9 protein-coding genes are annotated in these 24,943 nt (G+C 66.6%); all 9 read left to right on the forward strand.

The window, feature by feature from the left end:
• Positions 1 to 169 precede the first annotated feature (169 nt).
• The 9 genes from CLU93_RS12295 (at position 170) to CLU93_RS12335 (ending at position 24,939) form a co-directional block, all read left to right on the forward strand.
• The gene (locus CLU93_RS12295; RefSeq protein ID WP_099761482.1) at positions 170 to 13,804 is read left to right on the forward strand and encodes a filamentous haemagglutinin family protein; all 13,635 of its coding nucleotides are present in this window, start codon (positions 170 to 172) and stop codon (positions 13,802 to 13,804) included.
• A 198-nt stretch (positions 13,805 to 14,002) separates the two neighbouring features.
• Positions 14,003 to 15,628: a ShlB/FhaC/HecB family hemolysin secretion/activation protein gene (locus tag CLU93_RS12300; RefSeq protein ID WP_257224941.1), complete on the forward strand. Its 1,626-nt coding sequence runs from the start codon at positions 14,003 to 14,005 to the stop codon at positions 15,626 to 15,628.
• 56 nt (positions 15,629 to 15,684) lie between these two features.
• The gene (locus tag CLU93_RS12305; RefSeq protein ID WP_099761488.1) at positions 15,685 to 17,466 is read left to right on the forward strand and encodes a DUF2341 domain-containing protein; all 1,782 of its coding nucleotides are present in this window, start codon (positions 15,685 to 15,687) and stop codon (positions 17,464 to 17,466) included.
• A 13-nt stretch (positions 17,467 to 17,479) separates the two neighbouring features.
• Positions 17,480 to 17,890: an ExbD/TolR family protein gene (locus tag CLU93_RS12310; RefSeq protein WP_034753784.1), complete on the forward strand. Its 411-nt coding sequence runs from the start codon at positions 17,480 to 17,482 to the stop codon at positions 17,888 to 17,890.
• A 10-nt stretch (positions 17,891 to 17,900) separates the two neighbouring features.
• Positions 17,901 to 18,617, forward strand: a complete 717-nt coding sequence (locus CLU93_RS12315) for a hypothetical protein (RefSeq protein ID WP_257224942.1) — start codon at positions 17,901 to 17,903, stop codon at positions 18,615 to 18,617.
• A 37-nt stretch (positions 18,618 to 18,654) separates the two neighbouring features.
• Positions 18,655 to 20,400, forward strand: a complete 1,746-nt coding sequence (locus CLU93_RS12320) for a putative porin (RefSeq protein WP_099761490.1) — start codon at positions 18,655 to 18,657, stop codon at positions 20,398 to 20,400.
• A 6-nt stretch (positions 20,401 to 20,406) separates the two neighbouring features.
• Positions 20,407 to 21,102, forward strand: coding sequence for a hypothetical protein (locus CLU93_RS12325; protein WP_099761492.1), 696 nt, complete (start codon positions 20,407 to 20,409; stop codon positions 21,100 to 21,102).
• Positions 21,103 to 21,132: 30 nt separating this feature from the next.
• Positions 21,133 to 21,624 carry a YbjN domain-containing protein gene (locus tag CLU93_RS12330; protein WP_243420076.1) on the forward strand — a complete coding sequence of 164 codons (492 nt, stop codon included), beginning with the start codon at positions 21,133 to 21,135 and terminating at the stop codon, positions 21,622 to 21,624.
• A 210-nt stretch (positions 21,625 to 21,834) separates the two neighbouring features.
• Complete coding sequence (locus CLU93_RS12335; RefSeq protein WP_099761498.1) at positions 21,835 to 24,939, forward strand: DEAD/DEAH box helicase; 3,105 nt, start codon at positions 21,835 to 21,837, stop codon at positions 24,937 to 24,939.
• Positions 24,940 to 24,943 lie beyond the last annotated feature (4 nt).

A 24,943-nucleotide genomic window follows, 5' to 3' on the forward strand; every position in this document is an offset into this window, starting at 1 on the left:
CTTGGCGCTCCGCCAATTATGACATTTTCATGACCTTTTGCAGTCCCGGACCTTGTTCCCTGTCAATGCTGCTGGAAGCCGCGAATCAGTGCCTGCCGCCCGCCCCGTGCGTGCCGCGCGCCCTTTCGCGATATCGGTCAGCAACGGAACATGAAAAGGGAATGTCGCCATGCAGCGAAGCAAGTCGGTCACGAAACACGCATCCTCCTCCGCCATGGCGGGCAACCGGACCGGGCGCCCGGTGCGCTTGAAACCGCTGGCGCTGGCCATCGCCCTGCTGTTGCAGGCCGGTGGCGCGCAGGCGCAGCAGCCGTTCAGCGGCGCCTGGTTCTCCGGCAAGGGTGCGCAGCAGGGCACGGCTTCTGCCACGGGACGCTTGCCGAATGGCCAGCCGGCAACCTCGCTGAACAATCCTTTGCTGCAGCAGCAGAAGGCCGAAGGCAAGCTGCAGCAATCGCTGAACAACTTGCTGCTGGCCGCGCGCGGCATCGCCGCCGAGCAGGCGGTGCAGGCAGCCGCGCGCCAGGCCGCGCTGGCGGCCGGCGGCGCCCCCGATGGCCTGGCCAAGGGCGGCTTGCAGGTCGACACCAACAGCCTGACGGCCGGCTGGCTCAATGCCCAGGGCCCTGTGCAGAGCCAGGCCGACGGCAAGACCGTCGTGAAGGTCGTGCAGACGGATGACAAGGCGATCCTGAACTGGGAAAGCTTTAACGTCGGCAAAAACACCACCGTGCAGTTCGACCAGAAATCGAACTGGTCTGTCTTGAACCGCGTGAATGATCCGCTGGCGCGTCCCAGCCAGATCCAGGGCCAGATCAAGGCCGACGGCACGGTGATGATCGTCAACCGCAACGGCATCGTGTTTACGGGCAGCAGCCAGGTCGATACGCGCAACCTGGCGGCCGCCGCCATGGGCATGAGCGACAGTCAGTTCAAGAGCGGCCTGTACGGCAAGGCGCAGGGCGCGGGCGCCGTGCCGACGTTCGCGAATGATTTATTGCTGGGCCAGAATACCTTTACGCATGGCAAGGCCGAGGCCGACGTCGTCGTCGCCGCCGGCGCGCGCATCGACACGCGCAAGCCGCAGACGGTGACGGAAGGCGGCGGCTATGTGCTGCTGGCCGGCCGCAGCGTCGACAATGCGGGCGCCATCACCACGCCGAATGGCCAGACCACCCTGGCCGCTGGCGACGCCATCGTCGTGCGCCCGGGCCAGGGCACGGACAAGAACCAGTATTCGAGCACGCGCGGCAATGAAGTCGAGATGCTGCGCACGGCCGGCAGCAGCGCCGGTGCCGTCGTCAACCGCGGCTTGATCCAGTCGGCCGGCGGCGACATCACGCTGAGCGGCAACACGCTGCGCCAGGACGGCATGCTGCTGTCGAGTACCTCCGTCAACGGACGCGGCGCCATCCACCTGTCGGCGGCGGGCGAGAACGCCGGCGTCACCATGGGACGCCGCAGCGTCAGCGCCATTTTTATCGACGACAACGGCGCCACGGCGCTCGATGTACAGCGCGACACCTTGCTGAAAGACACGGGCAAGGGCACGGATACGCCGCAGGACCGGCGCGACCAGTCGCTGGTGCGCATCGTTTCGGCCGGCAACGTGGAATTCGAAGGCGATTCGCTGACCCTGGCCACGGGCGGCCAGGTGCTGGTCGACGCGGCCCGCCGCAGCCACGTGGCGCGCGACGCCGCCATCGACGTCTCCGGCGCCGTCGGCGTGAAGGTCGACATGAGCAGCAACAATGTGCTGATCAACGTGCAGGGCAACGAACAGCGCGACGCACCCGGCAGCCGCGACGCGAAATACCTGAACAACAGTGACGTGTGGGTCGACCGCCGCGACCTGGTGCTGGTGCCGGCCGGCACGAATGGCTACGCCACGGACCGCTGGTACACGGCCGGCGGCTTGCTGGAAGTGAGCGGCTACCTCAATACCAGCGGCCACGGCATCGGCGAGTGGGCGGCCCAGGGCGGCACCGTCGGCTTTGGCGGCGGCGAAGTGGTGACGCAGGCCGGTTCGCGCATCAATATCGCCGGCGGCTCGCTGGACGTACAGACGGGCATGGTCAGGCAGACGTGGCTGAAAGGTGCCGACGGCGCGATGGTCAAGCTCAGCACTGCCCCCGGCGACAATCTGTACACGGGCTTGTACCGCGGCTATGAAAGCACGCATGCGCGCTGGGGCGCGAACACGACGGAAACGTACGCGAATGCCTTGATCGGTCCGCGCGAGCGCCTGGAAAACGGTTACACGGTGGGCCGCGATGCGGGCCGCCTGATCGTTTCCACGGGCGCGGCCGTGCTGGAAGGCGATATCGACACGTCCGTGTTCCAGGGCGAGCGCCAGCAGCGCAAGCGCGATGAAGGAATGGATAGCTACAAACAGGGGCAGACGTCGGCGGCGCGCGCCGGTCAATTAATCGTCGGAAAAATGACGCCCGTCTTCGATACGAAGACGGGTCAGCTGCGCGACAGCGCGCAAGCCGTGCTGGAAAAAGTCGAGATCGGCAAAGTGGCGCCCATCGCCGATGGCCAGCTGCTCAGTGACGCCTTGCCGGCCGCGCGCAGCAAGACCCTGCAGCTCGATGCGGACTGGCTCAATGGCCTGGAACTGGGCGCCCTGAATATCTACGCCTATGACAAGCTCGACGTCAACGCCGACGTGCGCGTGGCTGATGGCGGCGACATCGCCCTGCACGCCACCGACGTGGCCATCAAGGCGAACGTGAGCGCGCGCGGCGGCAGCATCGCCGCCGGTGACATCATCTCGCGCTATCTGGCGAATGCGGGTGCGGTATGGGTCGAAGGCAAGCTGGTGCCGGACAACCGTCCCACGGGAACGGCCGGCGTGCGCGTGGCGCCCGGCGTGCGCCTCGATGCGCGCGGCCTGTGGAGCAACCTGGAACTCGATCCGGGCGCGGTCGCCGGCTTGCCGTATGTGAATGGCGGCAAGGTCACCTTGAAAAGCTCGGGCGGCATCGAGCTGGCGGGCGGCAGCGTCATCGACGTCTCGTCTGGCGCGGCCCTGATGAGCAATGGCAGCCTGCAGGGCGGGCGCGGCGGCGACATCACCCTGGCGGTCGATCTGCCGACGGAGAAAGCGTCGACGGGCGCCTTGCTCAAGCTTGACGGCGAGTTGCGTGGCCATGGCGTGAGGGGCGGCGGGCGCCTGGTGATCGACAGCGGCACGGCCGTCAGCATCGGCGGCAAGGTGCAGGCTGGCGACGTGCTGCCAGCGGGGAGCAGCGCCCCCGTCGGCCTGCGCCTGAGCGATGAATTTTTGATTGCCAAGGGCGAGAAGGTCCCCTTTGATTTCGCCATCATCACCAGCCTGATCAAGCCGGGCGAGACCCTGGCCAAGCCCGTGACGGCGGATGTGTCGATGCAGAAACCGCTGGTGCTGGGGGCCGACTTGCTGGTGCCGCAGGGCGCGAGCTTCTTCATCAACGGCACGGCGTATGTCTGGGGCGGTTCCATCGTTCCCGCCGGCAGCGTGGTAACGGCCATCAACGGTCTCAATGCGGGATTCGTGGTCTCGGCGGCGGTTTTTCCGAACGGCTTGCCGATTCAGCCAGTGACGACGCAGTATGCGGCTGGCAGCGTCGCCACCGACGACGTGCGCGCGCCGCGCGGCATGCTGCTGCCGGCTGGCATGGTGCTGGGACGCGATGTTGCCGTCCAGCCCATGCTGGCGCTGGGCGCGAGCCTGTTCCAGAGCGGGTTTGCCGACTACGCCATCACGGGCCGCGATGGCGTCGTGGTGGTCAAGGATGCGCAGATCGATGTCGCGATGCCCGTGCTGCGTTTCAATCCCGCCACCGGCCACACGGTGGCGGGCGGTACCGATCCGGCTGCAGCGCTGGAACTGTGGACGCCACAGCTGTACCAGGAAGATGCGCGCAAGGCCCGTCTGACGCAGCGCGCCGGCGCCAACCTGTCGCTGACGGCCGGCAGCTCCTACGTGAAGGGGGCCCTGGCGGTGCAGGAGGGTGCCGCCATCAAGGTCGATCCGGGCCGCCAGATCAGCCTGACGGGCAATGACCAGATCACCATCGACGGCCGCCTCGACGCCTGGGGTGGCAAGATCGCCGTCCTGCCCGGCACGTTTGGCACGGGCAATGATGTGGATGTGCCGAACGGCAAGGGACAAGCCACGTCGATCTGGATCGGCGACAAGGCCGTGCTCGACGTCGCCGGACGCGCCACGGTCGCCACCGACATGCGCGGCGACCGCTATGGCCGCGCCGACAAGGGCGGCAGCATCGAGATCGGTGCCCGCTACAAGGCCGACGCCGCCAGCGTCGACGCGACTGACGCCTTTGTCGTCGTGCGGCCTGGTGCGCTGCTTGACGCCAGCGGCGCGCAAGCCACGCTGGACTTGCCGAACCAGGGCGCCGTCAACGTGGCCGGCAACGGCGGTTTGATTGCGCTCAGTTCGTATAACGGCATCTTTGCCGATGGCACCCTGCGCGCCGTGGCCGGTGGCGCCGGTGCGGCCGGCGGCACCCTGGCGCTGGCGCTCGACACGCCCAATTATGGCAAGGTCAACCGCTACGACTTGCAAGGCGACAACGTGGACAACGCGGTGCGCGTGCCGCGCGAACTGCAGCTAGCGCAGGTGCAGGGCGACAGCACCTTGCCCGAGGACTTGCGCGCCGGCCAGCAGGATGCGGCGCTGCGCTACGGCAGCGCGCGCCTGGGCGCCGACCGCGTGCAGGCGGGCGGTTTCGACAACCTGGCCCTGCATGTGAACGGCATGCTCAGTGTTGACGGCGACGTCAAGCTGTCGCTGGGCCAGAGCCTGCGCCTGAGCGCCACCTCGCTGGGGCTGGCGCAGCAGCCTTTGCCTGATGGCCAGGACAAGGCGGGCAGCCTTGCCAGCCAGGTGCACCTGGCGGCGCCGTACGTGCGCCTGGGTACGGCCGTGCGTGCGCAGAAGGACGATTACATCGTGCCCAATGCCGTGAAAGGCTCGAAGAATCTGGGCAAGGGACGCGGCATGCTGGGCGTGCCGCTGGTGGCCGACGGTTCCCTGCTGCAGATCGATGCGGGCATGCTCGATATCGCGGGCGAGGTCAACATGGGTACGCGCGGCACCATTGCGCAGAGCAGCGGCGCCGACCTGGTGGTCGAGCGCGATGCCTTCGAGCAGCTGATCCTGAACAGCCGTGGCGACATGCGCCTGTCGAACAGCGCCGCCCTGTACCAGCCCGGCAATGCCACGCTGGTGGCCGCGCAAATCTACCCGGCCACGGGCGACAGCGGCATGGTCACGGTGGGCCAGCAGAGCGGCATCGACGAATACGGCAACCTCCGCGTCACGCTCGATCCGCTGCGCACGCTCAATATCGGGCGCAGCGGCGACGGCGCCACGCCAAACCAGCCGTTTTCCGTGTTCGGAACCCTGAGCCTGGTTGCGCCCACCATCAACCAGCACGGCGTGCTGCGCGCGCCGCTGGGCCAGATCACCCTGGGCGCCGAAGGCTTTGAAGCCAATACGGGCCGCGTCAAGCTGTTGCCTGGCAGCCTGACCTCGGTCAGCGCGAAAGGCTTGACGATGCCCTACGGCGGCACGCTCGATGGCTTGAGCTACCTGTATGACGGCAACGATGTCGTCTTCAAGGGCGTGGGCAACGGCCCCGAGATCGCCTTGACGGGCGCCGCCATCGACGTGCAGGCCGGCGCCGTGCTCGACATGTCGGGCGGCGGCACCTTGACGGGCGCGGCCTTCCTGGCCGGACGCGGCGGGTCCACCGACGCGCGCCTCAATCCGCTGGTGCAGATGAAGCCGAACGGCGGCTTTACCTTGCCCGGCCTGAATACCAATCCCGTGTACGCCATCATTCCCGGCGTACAGCCTGACGTGGCGCCTTTGATGGCCGAGCAAGGCGCGGGCCAGCCCGCCGTGGGACGCCAGATCACCATAGCCGCGGGCGTGCCCGGCCTGGCGGCCGGCACCTATACCCTGCTGCCATCGAATTTCGCCCTTCTGCCCGGTGCTTTCCGCGTGGAATTGAATGGCCTGGCCGGCGCCGTCGAGACGGGCGGCACGATCGCCATGCGCAACGGTTCGTTTGCCACCGCGGCGCAGACGGGCGTGGCAGGCACGGCGATCCGCGATGTGGTGGCGCAGCAAGCCATCCTGACGCCGGCCGACGTGCTGCGCAGCTATTCGCAATACAATGAAACGGGCTATGCCGCCTTTGCCGTGGCGCAGGCCACGCGCGACGGCGTGCCGCGCGCCGCGCTCGAGCGCGACGCCAAGGGCGTGCGGGTGCAGCTGATCGCCCCATCCCTGCACAGCGTCAAGGATAACCACACGCCGTTGATGATGGATGGCAGCGCCCTGTACGCGCCGGCCGAGGGCGGCTTCGGCGGCTCCCTGTTGCTGGGCACGGGCAACCATGCGTCGACGCGCTACGAAGTGCTGGCCGACGGCACGGCGCCGCTGGCCGATTTCAATGGCGTCTCCGTGCATGCGTCGCAGATCAATGCCTTCGGCGCCCAGCGCGTGGGCATTGGCGGCTTGCCGCGCGTGACCTACAGCGATTTTGGCACGGGCAGCAACCAGCGCGCCAATATTGCCGCCATCAAGGAATCGGCGGGCGGCATCGTGCTGCGCGACGGCGCCGTGCTGAAGGCGGCCGAAGTGTTTCTGGTGACGGCGAGAAAAGACGACGGCATCATCCTGGAGCAGGGCTCCGGCATCAATACGCTGGGCCGCGGCAAGGCCGCCTGGGATTCGCGCGACGGCTATGTGTACGAGCCCATGGGCAGCGTGCTGGCCGTCTCGAACGGCTGGCTGGACATGCTGCCGGCCGCGCCGCCGTCGTCCGAATCGTATGGCCCCGGCATCATCGATATCGGCGCCTGCCAGAAGGCGGGCGGCGCCTGCAGCGGCAGCACCTCGCTGTATTCCGAGGGCACCATCGCGGCCGTGACGGAGCGCGCGTTTACCCTGCGCGACAACGTGCGCTACGGCACGCGCAACCTGGTGCTGGGCATGGGGGCTATCAATGTCGGCAGCGAGGCGTCCCTGGCGGACGCCAGCGCCCGCGGCGCCCTGCCCGACGGCCTGGCGCTGAACCAGGGCGTGCTCGACCGCCTGCTGCGCGGCGACACCAGCACGGGCGCACCGGCGCTGGAAAGCCTGGGTTTGACGGCGCGCAATTCCTTCAACTTCTATGATTCGTCGCAGCTGTCGACCATCGATGCGGCCACAGGCAAGTCCTCGCTGTCGCGCCTGGTGCTCAATACGCCGGCCATCTACGGCTATGGCGGCACGGACGCGCTGGCGCGCATCCACACGGACACCTTCGTGTGGCAGGGCGCGACGAATGCACCCGGCGCCGTGGTCGCCAATGGCCCCGGCACGGGCAGCGGCCGTTTGCAGGTCGACGCCAGGCGCATCGAGTTCGGCTTCACGCCGGACAGCCGTCCCGACACCATCCATAACCTCGACCGTTTGATGCTGGGCTTCGGCCAGGTGGCGCTCAATGCCAGCGAACAGCTGACGGCCAACAACAAGGGCAGCCTGTCCGTCTACCAGTCGCAAAGCGCGTGGGATACGGCCACTAATGGCTACCGTTACAGCGGCGGCGATCTGCTGATCAACACGCCGCTGTTGACGGGCGCGGCCGGTTCCGTCAACCGCATCACGGCGGGCGGCGCCATCAAGGTGAGCGCGCCGGCCGGTGCCGCCGCCGCCACGCCGACAAATGCGGCGCTGGCCGGCGCCCTGGGCGCCGAAGTGGCCCTCAGCGGCAACAGCGTCAGCGTGGATACGTCGGTGGTCTTGCCGAGCGGAAAATTGACCCTGTCGGCCGAGCGCGATGTATTGCTGGGCGACCAAGCCAAGCTGGATCTGGCGGGCCGCAAGATCGATTTCTACGACACCAGCAAGTACAGCTGGGGCGGCGACGTGATCCTCGACAGCCGCGAGGGCGACGTGCGCCAGGCGGCCGCTTCCGTGATCGACGTGTCGGCCGTGAACAACCGCGCCGGCAAGCTGAGCGTGATCGCCACGGGCGAGGCGGCGGGCACGGCCGACTTGCGCGGCGCCCTGCTGGGCGGCGCCAGCGGCCATTATGACGCGGGCGGCACGCAGGTAGCCTACGCAGCTGGCGGCCTGGAGTTGCGCGCCCGGCAGATCGGCGATTTCGCCGGCCTGAACCAGCGCCTGAATACGGGCAAGGTGTTCGGCAGCCGCAGCTTCCAGCTCAAGCAGGGCAATCTGACCATCGGCGACGAGCTCAAGGCGCGCGAAGTGAGCGTGTCCGTCGATGGCGGCAGCTTGACGGTGAGCGGCCGCATCGACGCCAGCGGCGAGCAGGTGGGCAGCATCCGCCTGGCCGGCCGCGACGGCGTCACCATCGAGTCCGGCGCCGTGCTCGATGCGCACGGCACGCTGCTGCGCACGGACAGCTATGGCCAGGTGATCGAGGCGCCGAACCGCGCCGTGATCGAACTGGCTGCGCCTGGCGGCCGCCTGACCCTGGAAAGCGGCGCGCGTTTCGACTTGCGCAGCGGAGACAAGGGCGGCAACTATGGCAGCATCGACCTGAACGCGCGCCGCCTGGGCGGCGCCACGGGCGACGACATCGACATCGACGCGGCCGGCGCGCTGAACATCACCGGCGCGCGCACCGTCAACGTCAACGCCTTCTGGCAATACAAGGATGCCCCGGCCGGCACGGGCAAGGATGCGGACGGCCGCAGCTACCAGAGCATCAGCCAGGCTTACCTGAACGAGAAACACGCGGACAGCCTGGCCTTCATGGCCAACGCGCTGGCGAACGGCAACTTGATGGACAACAAATTGCGCGGCTTGCGCGGCGATGCCAACGCCTTCCACCTGCGCCCCGGCGTCGAGATCGTCAGCGCCACGCCGGGCGGCGACTTGCACATCGATGGGGATATCGACCTGTCCGGCCACCGCTATGACGGCGTCAATCCGCTGGCGCGCCTGAGCGGCGTGTACGGCTCGGGCGAGGCCGGTGCGCTGGTGCTGCGCGCCGGCGGCAAGCTCAGCGTCTTTGGCAGCATCAGCGATGGTTTCGATACCAGCGCCCTGCCAGTCACGGTCGATGACCAGGGCTGGCAGCTGGTGAAAGGCCGGCTACCGTGGGGCGGCGAGGTTGTCGTGCCGCAAGCTGGTCTGGTGACCCTGGCCGAGGACACGTATTTCAAATCGGGCACGAGCGTCAATTTCGCCGTGCCGATGAAAGCCATGGAGTTGCGCAGCGGCACTTTGCTGGCGGCGCGCGCCACCTTGACGGCGGAGTTGAACCTGCCTGCAGGCAGTGTGCTGGGCGGCGCCGTGCGCAATGCCGACGGCAGCGTGCTGTACGCGGCCGGCACGGTCTTGCCGAAGGCGCTGACCTTGTCGAGCGGCATGCAGCTCGATGCCGGCCTGCGCCTGCCTGGCGCGGCCAGGGTGGCGGCCATGCTGTGGCCGGCGAACGTGGCCCTGCCTTTCCCGGAAGGCAGGCCGTGGGATGTGGCCGATGCCACGAATGCCGTCAATGGCGTGGTGCTGGCCTCGGCGCTGGCGCTGGACAAGGGCAGCGTGCTGCCCGCCGGCACCGTGGTCAGGTTGCCGGGCGACGTCACCATGGTGTCGCTGCGCAGCGCGGATGGCAGCGGCAGCCAGGGCCGCAACCTGGCGCTGGCGCCCATGCTGGCCCAGGGTTCGCAAGCGTGGTCGCTGCGCCTGGTGGGCGGCGCCGATACGGCGGCGGCCGACACGCGCGCGCTGCGCCCGCATGCGCAGGACGCCCATCTGATGCTGGCCGATGCGCATTACGGCATGGGCAAGGTGACTTCCATCAAGCCGGGCACGGGTTTGCCGGCCAAATATATCTACAGCGATGCGGCTATCGCCGAGGGCTACGGACCGGGCGACGTCAATGTCGAAGACTTTGGCGGCGAGGAAATCATGCTGGAGTACTTTGCGCACTTTGTGATCAAGGTGGCGGAGGGCACGCCGCCCGTTGAGGTGATCAGCGTGGAGCCGGCGCGCCAGCCCCTGTTCAGCGTGCTGCGCACGGGCACGGGCGACCTCGATTTGCTCGCTGCGGGCGACTTCGACATGCGTTCGCTGTATGGCGTCTACACGGCGGGCACGCAGTCGGCCTCGCCGCTGGTCGGCGGCAAGGACCTGTTCAATCTGCCGCGCGCGCAGACCGTCAAGGGCCGGCTGCTGGGGGCGGACGGCGATGCCTTCATCCCGTTCATCGACGGCGGCAGCCAGAGCCTGTACCGGGCCTGGTATCCCGAACATGGCGGCAACCTGCTGCTGCGCGCCCAGGGCAACGTCACGGGCGACACGCTGGCCGCTTCCATCAGCCGGCGCGAAGACGCCATCGGCTGGCTGCGTCCACAGCAGGACAGCAGCGACATCGGCACCTGGCTGTGGCGCCAGGGCAGCGGCAGCACCGGCGGCGGCGTGCCGACGGCATGGTGGATCAACTTCGGCACCTATATTCCGGGCACCGAAGGGGCGGACCTGTATTCGGGCATGCCTTTCCTGTCGGGCTTTACGGGCATCGGCACCCTCGGTGGCGGCAATCTGCTGCTGCAGGCAGGCGGCGACGCCGGCATGCTGGCCTCGCGCGCCGATCCGGGCGGCGAGTTCGCGCCGCGCAGCCAGGGCCTGAATGTGGCCGTGGGCAGCACGGGCAGGGTGACGCCGGACGGCAAACTGCTGCTGACGGGCGGCGGCGATCTCGATATCCGCATCGGCGGCGGGCTGAACCCCGTGGCCGAGGTGCGCAGCTTCGACACCAATAGCGACTGGCCGAACCCGAACACGCGTTTCGAACGCCAGCTGCCTGGCCTGAACAGCACGCTCACCAACCTGCGCGGCGCGCTGCGCCTGGAGGCGGGCGCCGTGGGCGGCATCGAATTGCGCTTCGACCGCGCCGATCCGAAGGAATCGCGGCCGTATGAAACCTACACGGCGGGCACGGCGATCGCCAGCGGCGGGCCTATCCTGGTGCCGGGCGACAGCGGCGTGCGCATCGATGCGCGCGGCGACGTGGTGCTGGGCGGCGTGGCCGATGCGGGCCGCGTGAAGCAGCTGGCCAACGGCACGCCGTTCAGCTACCAGGGCGTGGAGCGCAAGGGAGAGGGCTGGAGCTGGTTCTCGCTGTGGACGCCGGCCACGGCCATCGACCTGTTCAGCGCGGGCGGCAACCTGACGCCCACCTCGTCCTGGATCAATGCGACGGCCGGCGACAACCACGCGCCGACGGACGGGCGCTTCGTCATGCCGTCCGTGCTGCGCGCCGTGGCCGCCAGCGGCAGCTTGTACTACGGCAATGCCAGCCTGGGCAGGCTGGGTGATGGCGGCAAGGTCGACATGCCGCAAAACGGCGTGATCCTGGCGCCGTCGCCGGTGGCGCCGCAGTTTGTCAGGACGGGCACGGGCCAGCTGGAAATGCTGGCCGCCGACTCCATCCATGCGGCCGGCTATCCGATCACGCAATCGGGCGCCGATCCGCGACTCTTGCCGAGCCCGTTCAATCCCGGTTTCGTCGGCGCCCTGGGCCCGGTGTGGTTCGGCCACTTGCCGCTGCATAACGTCAGCCAGGAGGCGCTGGCGCCTTCAGCGCTGAAATTGCTGGGGGCGACCAGCAACGGCGCCAGCGGTGAGCAGCAGACGTATCCGCTGTTCAGCATGACCCCGCCGACGGTCTCCGACTATGTGCCGGCAGGCCAGTTGCCCGCGCACTTCTATGCCAATAGCGGCGACATCGTCGGCCTGCGCACGGGCGGTATCGTGTACCGGGGCAACCTGAAGGGCGTCAGCGGCGCCCTTGGCCTGTGGTACGAGGGCGGCGGCGCCGTGGCCGTGCGTGCCGGACGCGACATCGTCAACTCCGGCACGCCGCTCGGCAACGTCGAGAGCGTACCGGACGGCGCAGCTGGATGGACCGGCCAGCCCTTTGCCAACAGTCCCGAGCTGCCGGAAAAGCCGGTCGTCTTCGGCAGCTCGTCGGCGCGCGGCAACCTGTTCGTGCACCGCCATGCCGATGACGTTTCCGTCGTCAGCGCCGGCCGCGACATCCGCTACAGCACCTTCTATGTGGCGGGGCCGGGCCAGCTCAATGTGAGCGCCGGGCGCGACCTGTACATGGCCGACAAGGCGGAATTGCGCAGCCTCGGCTCCATCGTCCATGTCGGCCAGGACAAGCGCGGCGATGGCGCCGGCATCAGCGTGGCCGCCGGCGTGGGGCGCAATGGTCCCGACTATGCGGCCTTCGCGGCGCGCTACCTGGACCCGGCCAAGCTGGCCGATCCGGGCCGGCCGCTGGCCGACCAGGCTGGCAGCGCCGTGTACGTCTACGGCGGCAAGCTGACCCTGGCCGACTGGCTGCGCGGCCAGTTCGCCTACAGCGGCGATGAGGCGGGCGCGTCCGCCTTCCTCGGCACGAAGCAGGCGGAACTGGAGAAGGCCGGCCAGGCGACGGGCGGCGTGCGGCGCGACCTGGCGCGCGAATACGCGCAGGTCAGCCAGTTGCACCTGGTGAACTGGCTGACGACGCGCTTTGGCGGCGACAGCGGCCTGGGCATCCGCTACGACCCGGCCACCGATGCGCGCAGCTTCTTTGCGGCCTTGCCGAAGGAACAGCAGCAGGTATACCTGAGCAATGTCTACTTTGCCGAACTGAAGGCGGCCGGGCGCGAGTACAACGATCCGGACGGCATGCGCCGCGGCAGCTACCTGCGCGGCCGGGAAGCCATCGCCACCCTGTTCCCGGCGCTGGACAAGGCGGGCCAGAAGATCGAGTACCAGGGCGACCTGACGATGTTCAGCAGCGCGCTGTACACGGTCAACGGATACGGCGGCGTGTACACCAAGCGGCCCGTTGCGGGCGTGCGCTACCTGAGTCCGCAGGAATGGGCCGAGGCCGGCCGCCCCGACTACAACGTGCCTTACGTGACCGTCAACGATGCGGGCATCCATACGGATGTGGGCGGCGATATCGGCATCACCGTGCCGGGCGGGCGCGCGCTGATCGGCGTCGACGGCGGCTATGCGCCGGGCGAAGGCTCGGGCGTGCTGACGCAGGGTGCGGGCGAGATCCAGATGTATGCGAAAGACAGCATCCTGCTGGGCCAGAGCCGCATCTTCACCACCTTCGGCGGCAACATCCTGGCCTGGTCGGCCACCGGCGACATCAATGCGGGCCGTGGCACCAAGTCCACCGTCGTCTACACGCCGCAGCGCCGCGCGTACGACAGCATCGGCCTGGTCAGCCTGTCGCCAAGCACGCCGGCCACGGGCGCCGGCATCGCCACCCTGAATCCGATCCCGGAGGTGCCGCCTGGCGACATCGACCTGATCGCCCCGCTGGGCAGCATCGACGCGGGCGAGGCGGGCATCCGCGTCTCGGGCAACGTCAACCTGGCCGCGCTGCAGGTGGTGAACGCGGAAAACATCCAGGTGCAGGGCAAGTCGACGGGCATGCCGGTCATTGCCGCAGTGAACGTGGGTGCGCTCAGTAATGCCAGCGCGGCCGCTTCGCAAGCCGTGACGGCGGCGCAGGACGTGCTGCAGCGCGAACGGGCCGCCACGCGCCAGGCGCAGCCTTCGCTGTTCACCGTGAAGGTGCTGGGCTTTGGCAACGAGCAGGCGGACGAGGGCAGTGTCGGCAAGCACCAGGGCGGTGAGCCGCAGGCGTCGAACTACCAGCCGGCCGGCGTGGTGCAGGTGCTGGGCGCGGGACCGTTGACGGCGCCGCAGCTGCAGGCGCTCACGCCAAACGAGCGTCGCGGCTTGCAGCCGTGACCGCTGTACGAGCTTGACGGGAGGCCTTTCCGGCCGCGGCGCCAAGGTCGCGGCCGGAGTTTTATGAACATTTGATGACAAACGTCAGTTCGTGCATGCGGCGTTCGTCTAGGTACTGTCTTGCCGAGCATAGCGTTCGGCGCCGCAATACCGGGTAGGGCAACCGTTTGATTTTAAGGTGAATGGAAGATGCGTGAGATGAAGAAACGAGGTAACGGCGCGCCGCAGGCGCCCGCAACCGCCTTGACGATGCTGTGCCTGGCCATGCTGGCGCTGCCCGGCATGGCGCACGCCCAGGACGCGGTGCCGGCAGCCGCCCCCGTGGCCGCGCCGGAACGGCAAGTGACGATCGAGGAATACCTGGTGCGCGGCAATACCGTGCTCGATGCGCGTGCCATCGAAGAGGCGGTCACGCCGTTCCTGGGGCCGGGCCGCACCCTGAAGGACGTGGAAGGGGCGCGCGACGCGCTCGTTGCGGCCTATCAGGCGCGCGGCTACCAGTCCGTCTACGTCGACTTGCCCGAGCAGCAGGTGGAGCAGGGCGTGGTGGTGCTGCAGGTGAGCGAAACCAAGGTGGGCCGCTTGCGCGTGGTCGGTGCGCAATACAACTCGCCGCTCGACGTGCGCCAGCAAGTGCCGGCACTGACGGAGGGCAAGGTGCCCGACTTTACCCAGGCGCAAGTGGAATTGACGGCCCTGAACCGCGGTCCCAAGCGTCAGGTGATGCCGCTGGTCAAGCAGGGCAGCCTGCCCGGCACCATGGACGTGGACTTGAAAGTGGAAGACAGCAGCCCGTGGCGCGCCAGTGTCGGCTTGAACAACGATTACAGCGCCGATACGAAGAAATTGCGTACCAGCATGTCGCTCGGCCACGACAACCTGTGGCAACTGGGGCATAGCGCCACCCTCAGCTTTTTCGGCACGCCGGGCGACCTGAACCAGACCAAGGTCTGGTCCGCCTCGTATGTGGCACCGATTGGCACGCAGGGCTGGAGCGTGGAAGCGACCGGCTACCAGTCGAACAGCAACGTGGCCAGCACGGGCGGTACCAGCGTGCTGGGCAAGGGCCATGCGCTGGGCATGAAGCTCAATTACACGGTGCCCAACAGCGGCATCTGGTGGCACAGTTTTTCTGCCGGCATCGATTTCAAGGATAACCAGGAAGCGCTGAAACTCAATGGCGCGGGCAGCAGCATTCCGCTCAAGTACGTGCCGCTGAGCGTGTCGTATAACGGCTTTGCGCAGACGGAGGCGGCGACCTATGGCCTGGGCCTGTCGCTGGTGGCCGGCACGCGCGCTTCGTTCGGCTATGGCAGCGACAGCGCCGCCTACGACAACAAGCGCTACAAGGCCTCGCCCAGCTTCCTCGTGCTGAAGGGCGACGCCAACGCCACCACTACCCTGGGCAGCGGCGCGCAGCTGTACGGCAAGCTGGCGGGCCAACTGGCCGACGCGGCGCTGGTGTCGGGCGAACAGATGGCCGCCGGCGGCGCCAATTCCGTGCGCGGCTACCTGTCGGCCGAGGCGACGGGCGACTACGGCGTGTCGGGCACGCTCGAATGGCGCACGCCGCAGCTGACGTATTTCAGCCGCCTGGAAAACTGGCGTCTGTACGCGTTTGCCGATGGCGCGCGCCTGCGCCTGCGCGATCCGATGATCGAGCAGAAAGACCTGTTCGGCCTGGCCTCCGTGGGCCTGGGCAGCAGCTTCCAGTTCCTGCGCTACCTGAATGGCCGCATCGATTTTGCTTACCCGCTGCGCGATGGCCCGCGCACGCACAAACACGTGCGCCGCATCAATTTCAACCTGTCGGCCAGCTACTGACGGGCCAGCTCACCAGCACTGCACTTTTTTAGACTTTTCTTCGGAGAATTACTGTCATGCAACGTCTTCTTTTCTTGCTCACGATCCTGGGCACGCTCGTTCCCGGCCTGGCGCACGCCTGGTGGCAGCCCGACTGGGCTTACCGCAAACCCGTCACCGTTGACGCCGGCCCGAAGGCGGGCGCCGTGGGCGGCGATCCCGGCCGCATTCCCGTGCTGCTGCGCTTGCATTCGGGTAATTTCAACTTCGAAGGCGTCAGCGACAGCGGCGCCGACCTGCGCTTTGTGGCGGGCGACGATAAAACGGTGCTGAACCACCAGATCGAGCAATTCAACCCGCTCCTGGGCATCGCCCTGATCTGGGTCGACGTACCGGCCCTGACGGCCGGCACGCCGCAGCAGCTGTGGATGTACTATGGCAATCCGAAGGCGCCCGCGTCCGGCAACGGTCAGCGCACTTTTGATCCCGACTACAGCCTGGTGTACCACTTCAGCGAGCCAGGCGTGCCCTCGCGCGACAGCACCGCCTACGGCAACCATGCCCAGACGGCCGTGCCGGCGCTGGACGGTTCCGTCATCGGTGCCGGCGCCCGCCTGGGTACGGCACCATTGATGCTGCCCGCCTCGCCGTCGCTGGCGCTGGCCGCCGCTGCGCCATTTACCTTCTCGGCCTGGGTACGCCCGGACAGCCTGGGCGCGCAGCAAGTACTGTATGCACGCCGCGACGGCGCCAATGAATTGCTGATCGGTATCGACCAGGGCGTGCCGTTCGTGCAGGTGAATGGCCAGCGCAGCAAGCCGGGCCAGCCGATCCAGGCCGCGCAATGGTCGCACCTGGCGGTGAAAGCCGACAAAGCCAACGTGGCCCTGTACGTGGGTGGCCGTCCGGCCGTCTCGCTGACCACCGCCTTGCCAGCATTGACGACTGCCGCCTCGGTGGGCGCCGATGTGCCGCCTGTCGCCACCGGCACCGCCACCCTGGCCAACTTCACGGGCGCCATCGACGAGCTGCGCCTGTCGCGCACGGCCCGTCCCGATGCGCTGCTGCTGGCCGATGCCGTCTCGCAAGGTTCCGAATCGCGCCTGGCCGTGTTTGGCGCCGATGAACAGCAGGCCGGCAAAAGCCATTTCGGCTTCATCATCGCCGCCATGCCGCTCGACGCCTGGATCGTCGTCGGCTTGCTGGGCCTGATGATGGTCTTGTCGTGGATCATCATGATCGGCAAGGGCCGCAGCTATGGCGCCATCGCGCGCGCGAATGCGCAATTCATGCAGTCGTTCCACGAAGCGGCCGGCGCGCCGCTCGATCACCTGGCGCGCAACGGCAAGCTGAGCAACACCGTGAAGACGGATTCCTCGCTGTGGCGTTTGTATGACGTGGCCATCGACGAAATGCGCCGCCGCCACGACCGTGGCTACGACCTGAACGCCGTGTCCAACGCGACGATCGGCGCCATCCGCGCCGCCATGGATGGCGTGATGGTGCGCGAAAGCGAACGCATGTCGAAGCGCATGATCTGGCTCTCGACCACCATCGAAGGCGCGCCGTACGTCGGCCTGTTCGGCACCGTGATCGGCATCATGCTGGTGTTCGTCGTGGCGGCCATGGCCGGCGCCGTGGACATCAACTCGGTGGCGCCGGGCATGGCGGCAGCATTGCTGTGTACGGCTGCGGGTCTGGGCGTGGCGATTCCCGCGCTGTTCGGCTACAACTGGCTGTCCTCGCGTTCCGATGCCATCGTCGCCGATATGGCTGTCTTCGTCGACGAATTTGCCACGCGCCTGGCTGAAGAGCAGGGCGACGGACGCCAGATGCGTCCCGTGCTGCAACAGGCGTGAGGGGCACATAACCATGGCCACCTCCGCCAAGTTTACCCCCCGCAAGCGTAGCGGCGGCATCAACATCACGCCCTTCGTCGACGTGCTGCTGGTGGTGCTGGTGATTTTCATCTTGACCAGCAACGCGAGCATTCCCGGCATCAAGGTCGACCTGCCCAAGGCCAGCTCGGCCATGGCGCTGGAAAAACCGAAGACCAAGGCCATCACCATCGACAACGCGGGCCAGGTCTTCCTCGATGCCTATCCCGTCACCCTGCCCGAGCTGGAAGAGCGCTTGCGCACGGAAAAGGCCTTGACGCCCGACTTTCCCGTGATCGTGCGCGGCGATGCTGCCGTGCAGTACGCGAAAGTGGTCGAAGTGCTCGACTTGCTGCGCCGCATCGACCTGAACCAGGTGGGTCTGGTGACCGGCAAGCCGGCATGAGGAGCGCAAGGTGAAGCGTGACGACATGATGAAGACGGCCGCCTCGGAAGCGTCGGGCGCGGCGCAGTGGTGGCGCCGCTGGGGCGGCGTAGCCGGCGGCGCGCTGCTGGCCGCTGCGCTGGCCGCGCTGGTCTGGTATTTGCTGTCGGACACGGCGGCCACCAAGCGCGAAGTGGCGGCGCCGCCGATGCTGATGCTGCCACCGCCGCCACCGCCGCCGCCGGAACCGGAAAAACTGCCGGAACCGACGCCAGACAAGGTAGTGCCGGAAGTGTCGGAACCGGAACCGACGCCGGCCGACAAGCCCATGGATGACGCGCCGGAAAGCCCGTCGCCGGACAAGGGCGACCCCGTCACCATCGACGGTGCGGCGCAGGCCGGCAGCGACGCCTTCGGCATCCAGGCCGGACGCGGCGGCGGCATGAGCGGCAGCGGCGCTGGCGGCGGCCTCGGTGCGGGATCGTATGGCCGCTATGTGGCCAATGCCTTGCAGATGGCGTTCGCCCGCGACCCGCGCACGCGCCAGCTGGCATTCGCCGACATCCGCGTCGACCTGTGGCTCGATACGGAAGGCCGGACGGCTAAGGTCCACCTTGTGCAAGGCACGGGCAATGCGCAGACGGATGAGCAGGTGCTGGCCATGGTGCGCGACTTCCGCGCCGATGAGCGGCCACCGGCGTCGTTGCGTTTCCCGGCGCGCGTATCCATTAAAGGCCGCCGCCCATAGCGTCCTTAATTCATATTAATTTTTACCGAAAGAAGCGATGAACCTCATATTTTCCTCCCCACAGCGCCTGCGCCGCCTTCCGCTGGCGCTCGCTGCCCTGGCCCTGAGCGTGGCGGCAGGCGCGGTACAAGCCCAAGCCCAAACCGTTGCACCGGCCGACAGCACCATGGTCAAACTGATCCGCGGCTTGATCCAGAGCGGCGCCCTGAACAAGGATGCCGGCGAGGCGCTGCTGGCGCAAGCGCAGAGCGAAGCGCTGGCCGCCGCGCAAGCCCGTCCGGCCGCCGCGCCGGCCGCCCTGGCGCAGGTACAGCCAGGCGACGTGCGCGTGCCGTATCTTTCACACACCGTGCGCGAGCAGATCCGCGACGAGATCAAGGGCCAGGTCATGGCCGAAGCGAAGGCGGGCGGCTGGGCGGCGCCGAATGAAACGCCGGCCTGGACCAAGCGCATCCGCGTCGAAGGCGATGTGCGCGCGCGCTACGAATCGCGCTACTACGACATGGCCAACAGCAATATCGAGATCGACTGGCGCTCGCTCAACAGCGGCGGCGGCTATGACGTCAATTCGAACACCAACCTGGCACTGCCGGCGCTGCTCAACACGCGCGAAGACCGCAAGCACTTGCTGCGCGCGCGTGCCCGCCTGGGCATCCTGGCCGACATTTCCGACAGCACGCAAGCGGGCATCCGCCTGGCCAGCGGCAACGACGACAGCCCGGTATCGACCACGCAAACCCTGGGCGGTGGCCTGGGCAAGAAAAACATCTGGCTGGACCAGGCCTGGCTGTCGTACCAGCCCGCTTCCTGGCTGAAACTGACGGCGGGCCGCTTCGATAACCCGTTTGTGTCTGGCGATGAACTGTTTTCCAGCGAACTCAATTTCGACGGTATCGCTGCCAAGCTGCAGCAGCCGGTGGGCGAGAGCAAGGACGTTACCGTGTTCGGTACGCTGGGCCTGATTCCGCTCGAGTATTCGTCCGACAATGCGCCTAGCCGCAGCCAGGCAAAAATGTCCAGCGAAAACAAATGGCTGCTGGGCGCGCAAGTGGGCGCGTCGTGGAAGATCAATAGCGACCACCAGTTGCGTGGCGCCCTGGCCTACTACAACTTCCGCAACATCAGCGGAGAATATTCGCAGCCGTGCGCGCTGTACGCGGGCGCCGATGGCTGCAGCACGGACTGGTCGCGTCCATCGAGCATGCAAAAGGGCAATAGCTTGATGCTGCTGCGCAATATCGCGCTCAATCCGCTCGATCCGGCGAATACGCCGCAGCCGCAATTCGTGGGCCTGGCGTCGAAGTTCCGCCTGGCCAATATCAATGCGCGCTGGGATAGCAAGGTGGCCGGCGGCAAGGACTTGCGCATCGAAGGCGATTATGTGCGCAACATGGCCTACGACAAGAGTCAAATGTGGGCGCGCGCCAAGGGCGGCATCATGAACAACTTCGGCGGCACGGGCGGCGTCTCGCAAGCCGATTTCAGGAGCGGCGGCAATGCCTACATGCTGCAGGCGACTCTGGGCAAGGCGAACACGCAAGCGCGCGGTGACTGGAACGTGCTGCTTGGCTACAAGCGCATCGAACCGGATGCCTTGCCTGACGCCTACAACGATTCCACCTTCCACCTGGGCGGCACGAATGCGCGCGGCTACTACCTGGGTGGCGCGTATGCGCTCGACAAGAATACCTGGCTGAACGGTCGCTGGACGTCGAGCCGCGAAGTGTTCGGTTCGGCGCTGTCGATCGACACCCTGCAAATCGAACTGAACGCGCGTTTTTAAGGAGCCATGATGTTGATATTCAACAAAACGCGCTTGCCGCTCCTGCTGCTGATGTTGCTGGCCGGTGGTGCCGCCCAGGCGCAGGGACAGAAGGGGCAAAGCATGGAAGAGCGTTTGCGGGCCGAGTTGCGCAATGTCACGGCGCAATTGCAGCAGACGCGTGGCGAGCTGGAAGTGCTGAAAGCCAAGGGCGGGCCTGCCGCCAAGGCCGCGCCCGCTGCTGCAGCTGCGCCTGCCAGCGATGGCTTGAAAAAGGAGCTGGCCCGCAGCCAGTCGCAGCTGGCGCAAGAGCGCGCGCAACGGGAAAAACTGGGCGAGCAGCAACAGCACAGCGCGGCCGCCGCGCAAGAGGCAACGGCCAACCTGGCGCAATTGCGCCAGGCCAGCGAGCAGCTGGCCGCTACGGGCAAGCAGATCGAAGCGGAGCGTGCGCGCCTCGACGGCGAAGTGGCGTCGCAGCGCGGCGCGCTGGCGCGCTGCGAAAGCAAGAATGCCCAGCTGTATGCGGCCGGGCAGGAAATCCTGCAAGCGTATGAAGGCCTGGACGTGCTGGGCGTCATGCAGGCGCGCCAGCCATTCGCCGCGCAAAGCCGGGTCAAGCTCGAGCAAATCGCCCAGCAGTATGGCGATCAGTTGTACCAGGGCCGCTTTGACGCGCGTCAGACGGCAACGCCGGCCGCGCCCGCAGCAGCCCCCCAATAATTTTATCTTCTTGAAATGAATGGAATGACGATGGAACACACCAACACCAACTTGCTGACCACCCTGAATGCGGAACAAACGGCCGAGGCCATCAAGGCGGCCGGCTGCGCCGTGACGAGCATCGAACACGACGGCGTCGTGCGTCTGCACAGTGCCAGCCATGGCATCGGCTTTCAAGTGCTGTGGGGCAATGAAACGGCGCCCGGCCAGTACGCGGACCTGACCCTGAGCTGCCCGCTGCGCGTGCAGGGCGGCGACTTGCCGGCCGGCTTGCTGGCCGAATGGCACCGCAGCAAGCGTTTTGCCCGCGTGGCCCAGCATGGCGATTTCGTCGTGCTGGAAATGGATGTGCTGGTCGCCGGTGGCGTCAGCAGCGAGTACCTGAATATCAATCTGCAACTGTGGACGCAGATGATGGGCCAGTTCTTTTTGTTTTTGCGCAACTTTACGCCAGCCGATACGAGCACGGCACCGGTAGTCGAGGCCGCCAGTGTGGCGGAAGAAGAAACTGTGCCGGCCTGACAAGAGCCGTCCACAGGCGGCGAAGATGGCCGGTGACGGGCCACTTTTGCCGCTTGTGGGCCCCAAGTGTCGTATTAAATACTTATTTTTTAGGCATCGCGCATTAAAACTGTTCAAAGAGCGTGTGTGAATCAAGCCAGCAACGCCTGTATGGCGGATAATATTGCCTGTTGCCGATTTGGATACGACCTTTACACAAAAATGCGCCCCATGGATTTTACCCGCGACGAAACCAGTGAAACCCCAGTTGCCCCGGCCAGCGCGCCGGGAGCGCCTTTGCCGTATGCCGTGGCCACCTGGCTGCAGCGGGTGGAGGCTGCCGCCCATCCGAAGGCCGTGCTGAGCATTGCCGAACCGGACCCCAAACTCAACGCGCATCGATTGATTTACGTGCTGGCGCCCACCAGCGGTGGCCGCCATGTGGCCCTGTGCCTGTACAAGGCGCGGCTGCGGCCGAATGGCGACGTGGCGGCGGCTTCCCCCATCAGCGAAATCTTTTCGCTGCTGTCGGCGCCTCCCACGTTTTTGACGCCGTTTGATGAAGACCTCGTGCGTTTCTTCGTGGCCATGCGCAGCGGGCAGAACTCGCAGACGGGCAGCGCCACGGAGCCGAAGGGCAAGGTGGGCGCGGCCCTGCTGAAAATGCTGGCCGAGCAAGATAAACTGTTGTGGGCCAATTCCTGGGCCGATGTCGGCAATGGGCTGGTGTACCCGTTGAAGGAAGGTCCCGTGCGTCCCGCGCGCCTGTTCTGGCGCGACGAAGGCAAGACCATGCGCCTGGGCTGGCAAGTGGACCCGCCGGAAGGTGCGAAGCACCATGGCGCCGACCAGATCGACTACATGCTGCCCACCGATCCGCCGTGGTACATCGACAATCTGTCGTGCGGCGTGCTGGAACTGAATCAGGGCGGCTCCGACATTTCCCTCGCCGATCTGCAGGCGCTGGTGGCACAGGCGCCGCCGTTGAATGCGAACGACAAGGTACGCGTGTCGCAACTGCTGCTGGCGCAAGGCTTGCAGCATTTGATGCCGCTGCCGCAACCGTTGCCGCAGCGCTTGCGCAAGGACGTGCCGGCGCAACCGGTCTTGCTGCTCGACAGCGCCCTGCTGGCCGATGGCAGCGCGCAGCGCTGGAGCGATTTCGCCGTGCTGTCCTACGACTACGATGGCGAGCGCGTCGCGTTCGACCCGTCGCAGCGCGTGGTGCGGCAAGTGGGCGAGGTGACGGAAATTATCCAGAGAAATACGCTCGATGAAGCGCGCGCCCTGGCCACCCTGGCCGAGCTGCAATTCAAGAAGCCGGGCTCGGCCCCCTTGAGCGGCTTGAAGGGTGCCTTGCAACTGCCTTCTCAGGCGGAATGGCTGCGTTTTGCCGAGTCCGGCATCGATGCCTTGCGCAAGCAGGGCTGGATCGTGGAAAAGACGGCCAAGTACCGCTACGACGTGAGCGAAGCCGGTGACTGGTACGCGGAGATCGACGACCAGGACCCGGACAGCGGCAACGCCTGGTTCGAGCTGGAACTGGGCATCGTTGTCAACCAGGAAAGAGTGCCGCTGCTGCCCGTGCTGGTGCAGCTGATCCGCAACGCGCCCAACGATTTCAACCCGAAAGTCATCGAGGCGCATGCCGACGATGACCAGATGCTGGCGACCTTGCCGGACGGCACGCGCGTCGCGCTGCCGTGGGGCCGGGTGCGCCCCATCCTCAACACCTTGGGGGAACTGTACTTCAGCGACAAGATCAAACATGCGGTGCGCATGTCGACCCTCGACGCGGCGCGCCTGGAAGAGCTGGCGCGGGGGCTGGAACTGCGCTGGACGGGCGGCGAGCAATTGCGCGCCATGGGCCGCAAGCTGAGCCAGTTCGGCTCCGTGCAAAAAGTGGCGGCGCCAGCCGGGCTGCAGGCCACCCTGCGCGATTACCAGGCCGATGGCCTGGCGTGGATGCAATTCCTGCGCGACCATGACCTGGCCGGTATTTTGGCCGATGACATGGGCCTCGGTAAAACCGTGCAAACCCTTGCGCATATCCTGGTGGAAAAGGAAGCGGGCCGTTTGACGCATCCGGCGCTGGTGATTGCACCGACCAGCCTGATGGGCAACTGGCAGGACGAGGCGGCCAAGTTTGCGCCCAGCCTGAAAGTGTTGCTGCTGCAGGGCAAGGACCGCGCCCAGCAATTCGACCAGATCGACCAATGCGACCTGGTGCTGACCACCTACGCGCTGTTGCCGCGCGACGAGGAAACCTTGCGCGAGCACGATTTCCACCTGGTCATCCTGGACGAATCGCACTACATCAAGAATACGCGCAGCAAGGCGGCGCAAAGCGCGGGCCTGCTGCGCGCGCGCCACCGTCTGTGCTTGTCCGGCACGCCGCTGGAAAATCATTTGGGCGAATTGTGGTCGCAATTCCACTTCCTGCTGCCGGGCTTGCTGGGCGACGAGAAGACGTTCAACACCCAGTTCCGCCATCCGATCGAGCGGCAGGACGATCCGCTGCGCCGCATGCTGCTGAACCGCCGCATCAAACCGTTCCTGTTGCGCCGCACGAAGGACAATGTGGCCAAGGAACTGCCGCCGAAGACGGAAATGGTACGCAAGGTGGAGCTGACGGGACCGCAGCGCGACCTGTATGAAACCGTGCGTCTGGCGATGGATCAAAAAGTCCGCGAAGAAATCGACAAGAAGGGCGTGGCGCGCAGCCAGATCGTCATCCTCGAAGCGCTGCTGAAACTGCGGCAGGTTTGCTGCGATCCCCGTCTGGTGAAATCCTTGCCGGCGAAGAAGCAGTCGGCCGGTTCGGCCAAGCTGATTGATTTGATGCAGATGGTGGAAGACTTGCTCGACGAAGGGCGCAAGATTCTCGTTTTCTCGCAATTTACCAGCATGCTGGAATTGATCGAGGAAGAGCTCGAATCGCGCGACATTCCCTACGCCTTGCTGACGGGCGAGACGAAGGACCGGGGCGCGCAAGTGGCGGCCTTCCAGCAGGGCGCCGTGCCCATCTTCCTGATCAGCCTGAAGGCGGGTGGCGTGGGCCTGAACCTGACGGCGGCCGACACGGTCATCCACTACGATCCGTGGTGGAATCCGGCGGCGGAAAACCAGGCCACGGACCGCGCCTGGCGCATCGGCCAGGACAAGCCCGTGTTCGTCTACAAATTGATCGCAAAGGGCACGCTGGAAGAAAAAATCCAGTTGCTGCAGCAAAAGAAATCGGAGCTGGCGCAATCGATCCTGGCCGAAGGCGAAGCGCAGAAGATGGCGCTCACGCAGGAAGACTTGCAGCAGATTTTCGCTCCACTGGAAGATTAAGGGC

Source organism: Janthinobacterium sp. 35 (assembly GCF_002754575.1).
In the GTDB taxonomy this organism is placed as follows: domain Bacteria; phylum Pseudomonadota; class Gammaproteobacteria; order Burkholderiales; family Burkholderiaceae_D; genus Janthinobacterium; species Janthinobacterium tructae.

Coding starts and splice junctions, on each gene's coding strand:
- CLU93_RS12295 (WP_099761482.1), top strand. CDS start 170: ATGCAGCGAAGCAAGTCGGTCACGAAACACGCATCCTCCTCCGCCATG.
- CLU93_RS12300 (WP_257224941.1), top strand. CDS start 14,003: ATGAAGAAACGAGGTAACGGCGCGCCGCAGGCGCCCGCAACCGCCTTG.
- CLU93_RS12305 (WP_099761488.1), top strand. CDS start 15,685: ATGCAACGTCTTCTTTTCTTGCTCACGATCCTGGGCACGCTCGTTCCC.
- CLU93_RS12310 (WP_034753784.1), top strand. CDS start 17,480: ATGGCCACCTCCGCCAAGTTTACCCCCCGCAAGCGTAGCGGCGGCATC.
- CLU93_RS12320 (WP_099761490.1), top strand. CDS start 18,655: ATGAACCTCATATTTTCCTCCCCACAGCGCCTGCGCCGCCTTCCGCTG.
- CLU93_RS12325 (WP_099761492.1), top strand. CDS start 20,407: ATGATGTTGATATTCAACAAAACGCGCTTGCCGCTCCTGCTGCTGATG.
- CLU93_RS12330 (WP_243420076.1), top strand. CDS start 21,133: ATGGAACACACCAACACCAACTTGCTGACCACCCTGAATGCGGAACAA.
- CLU93_RS12335 (WP_099761498.1), top strand. CDS start 21,835: ATGGATTTTACCCGCGACGAAACCAGTGAAACCCCAGTTGCCCCGGCC.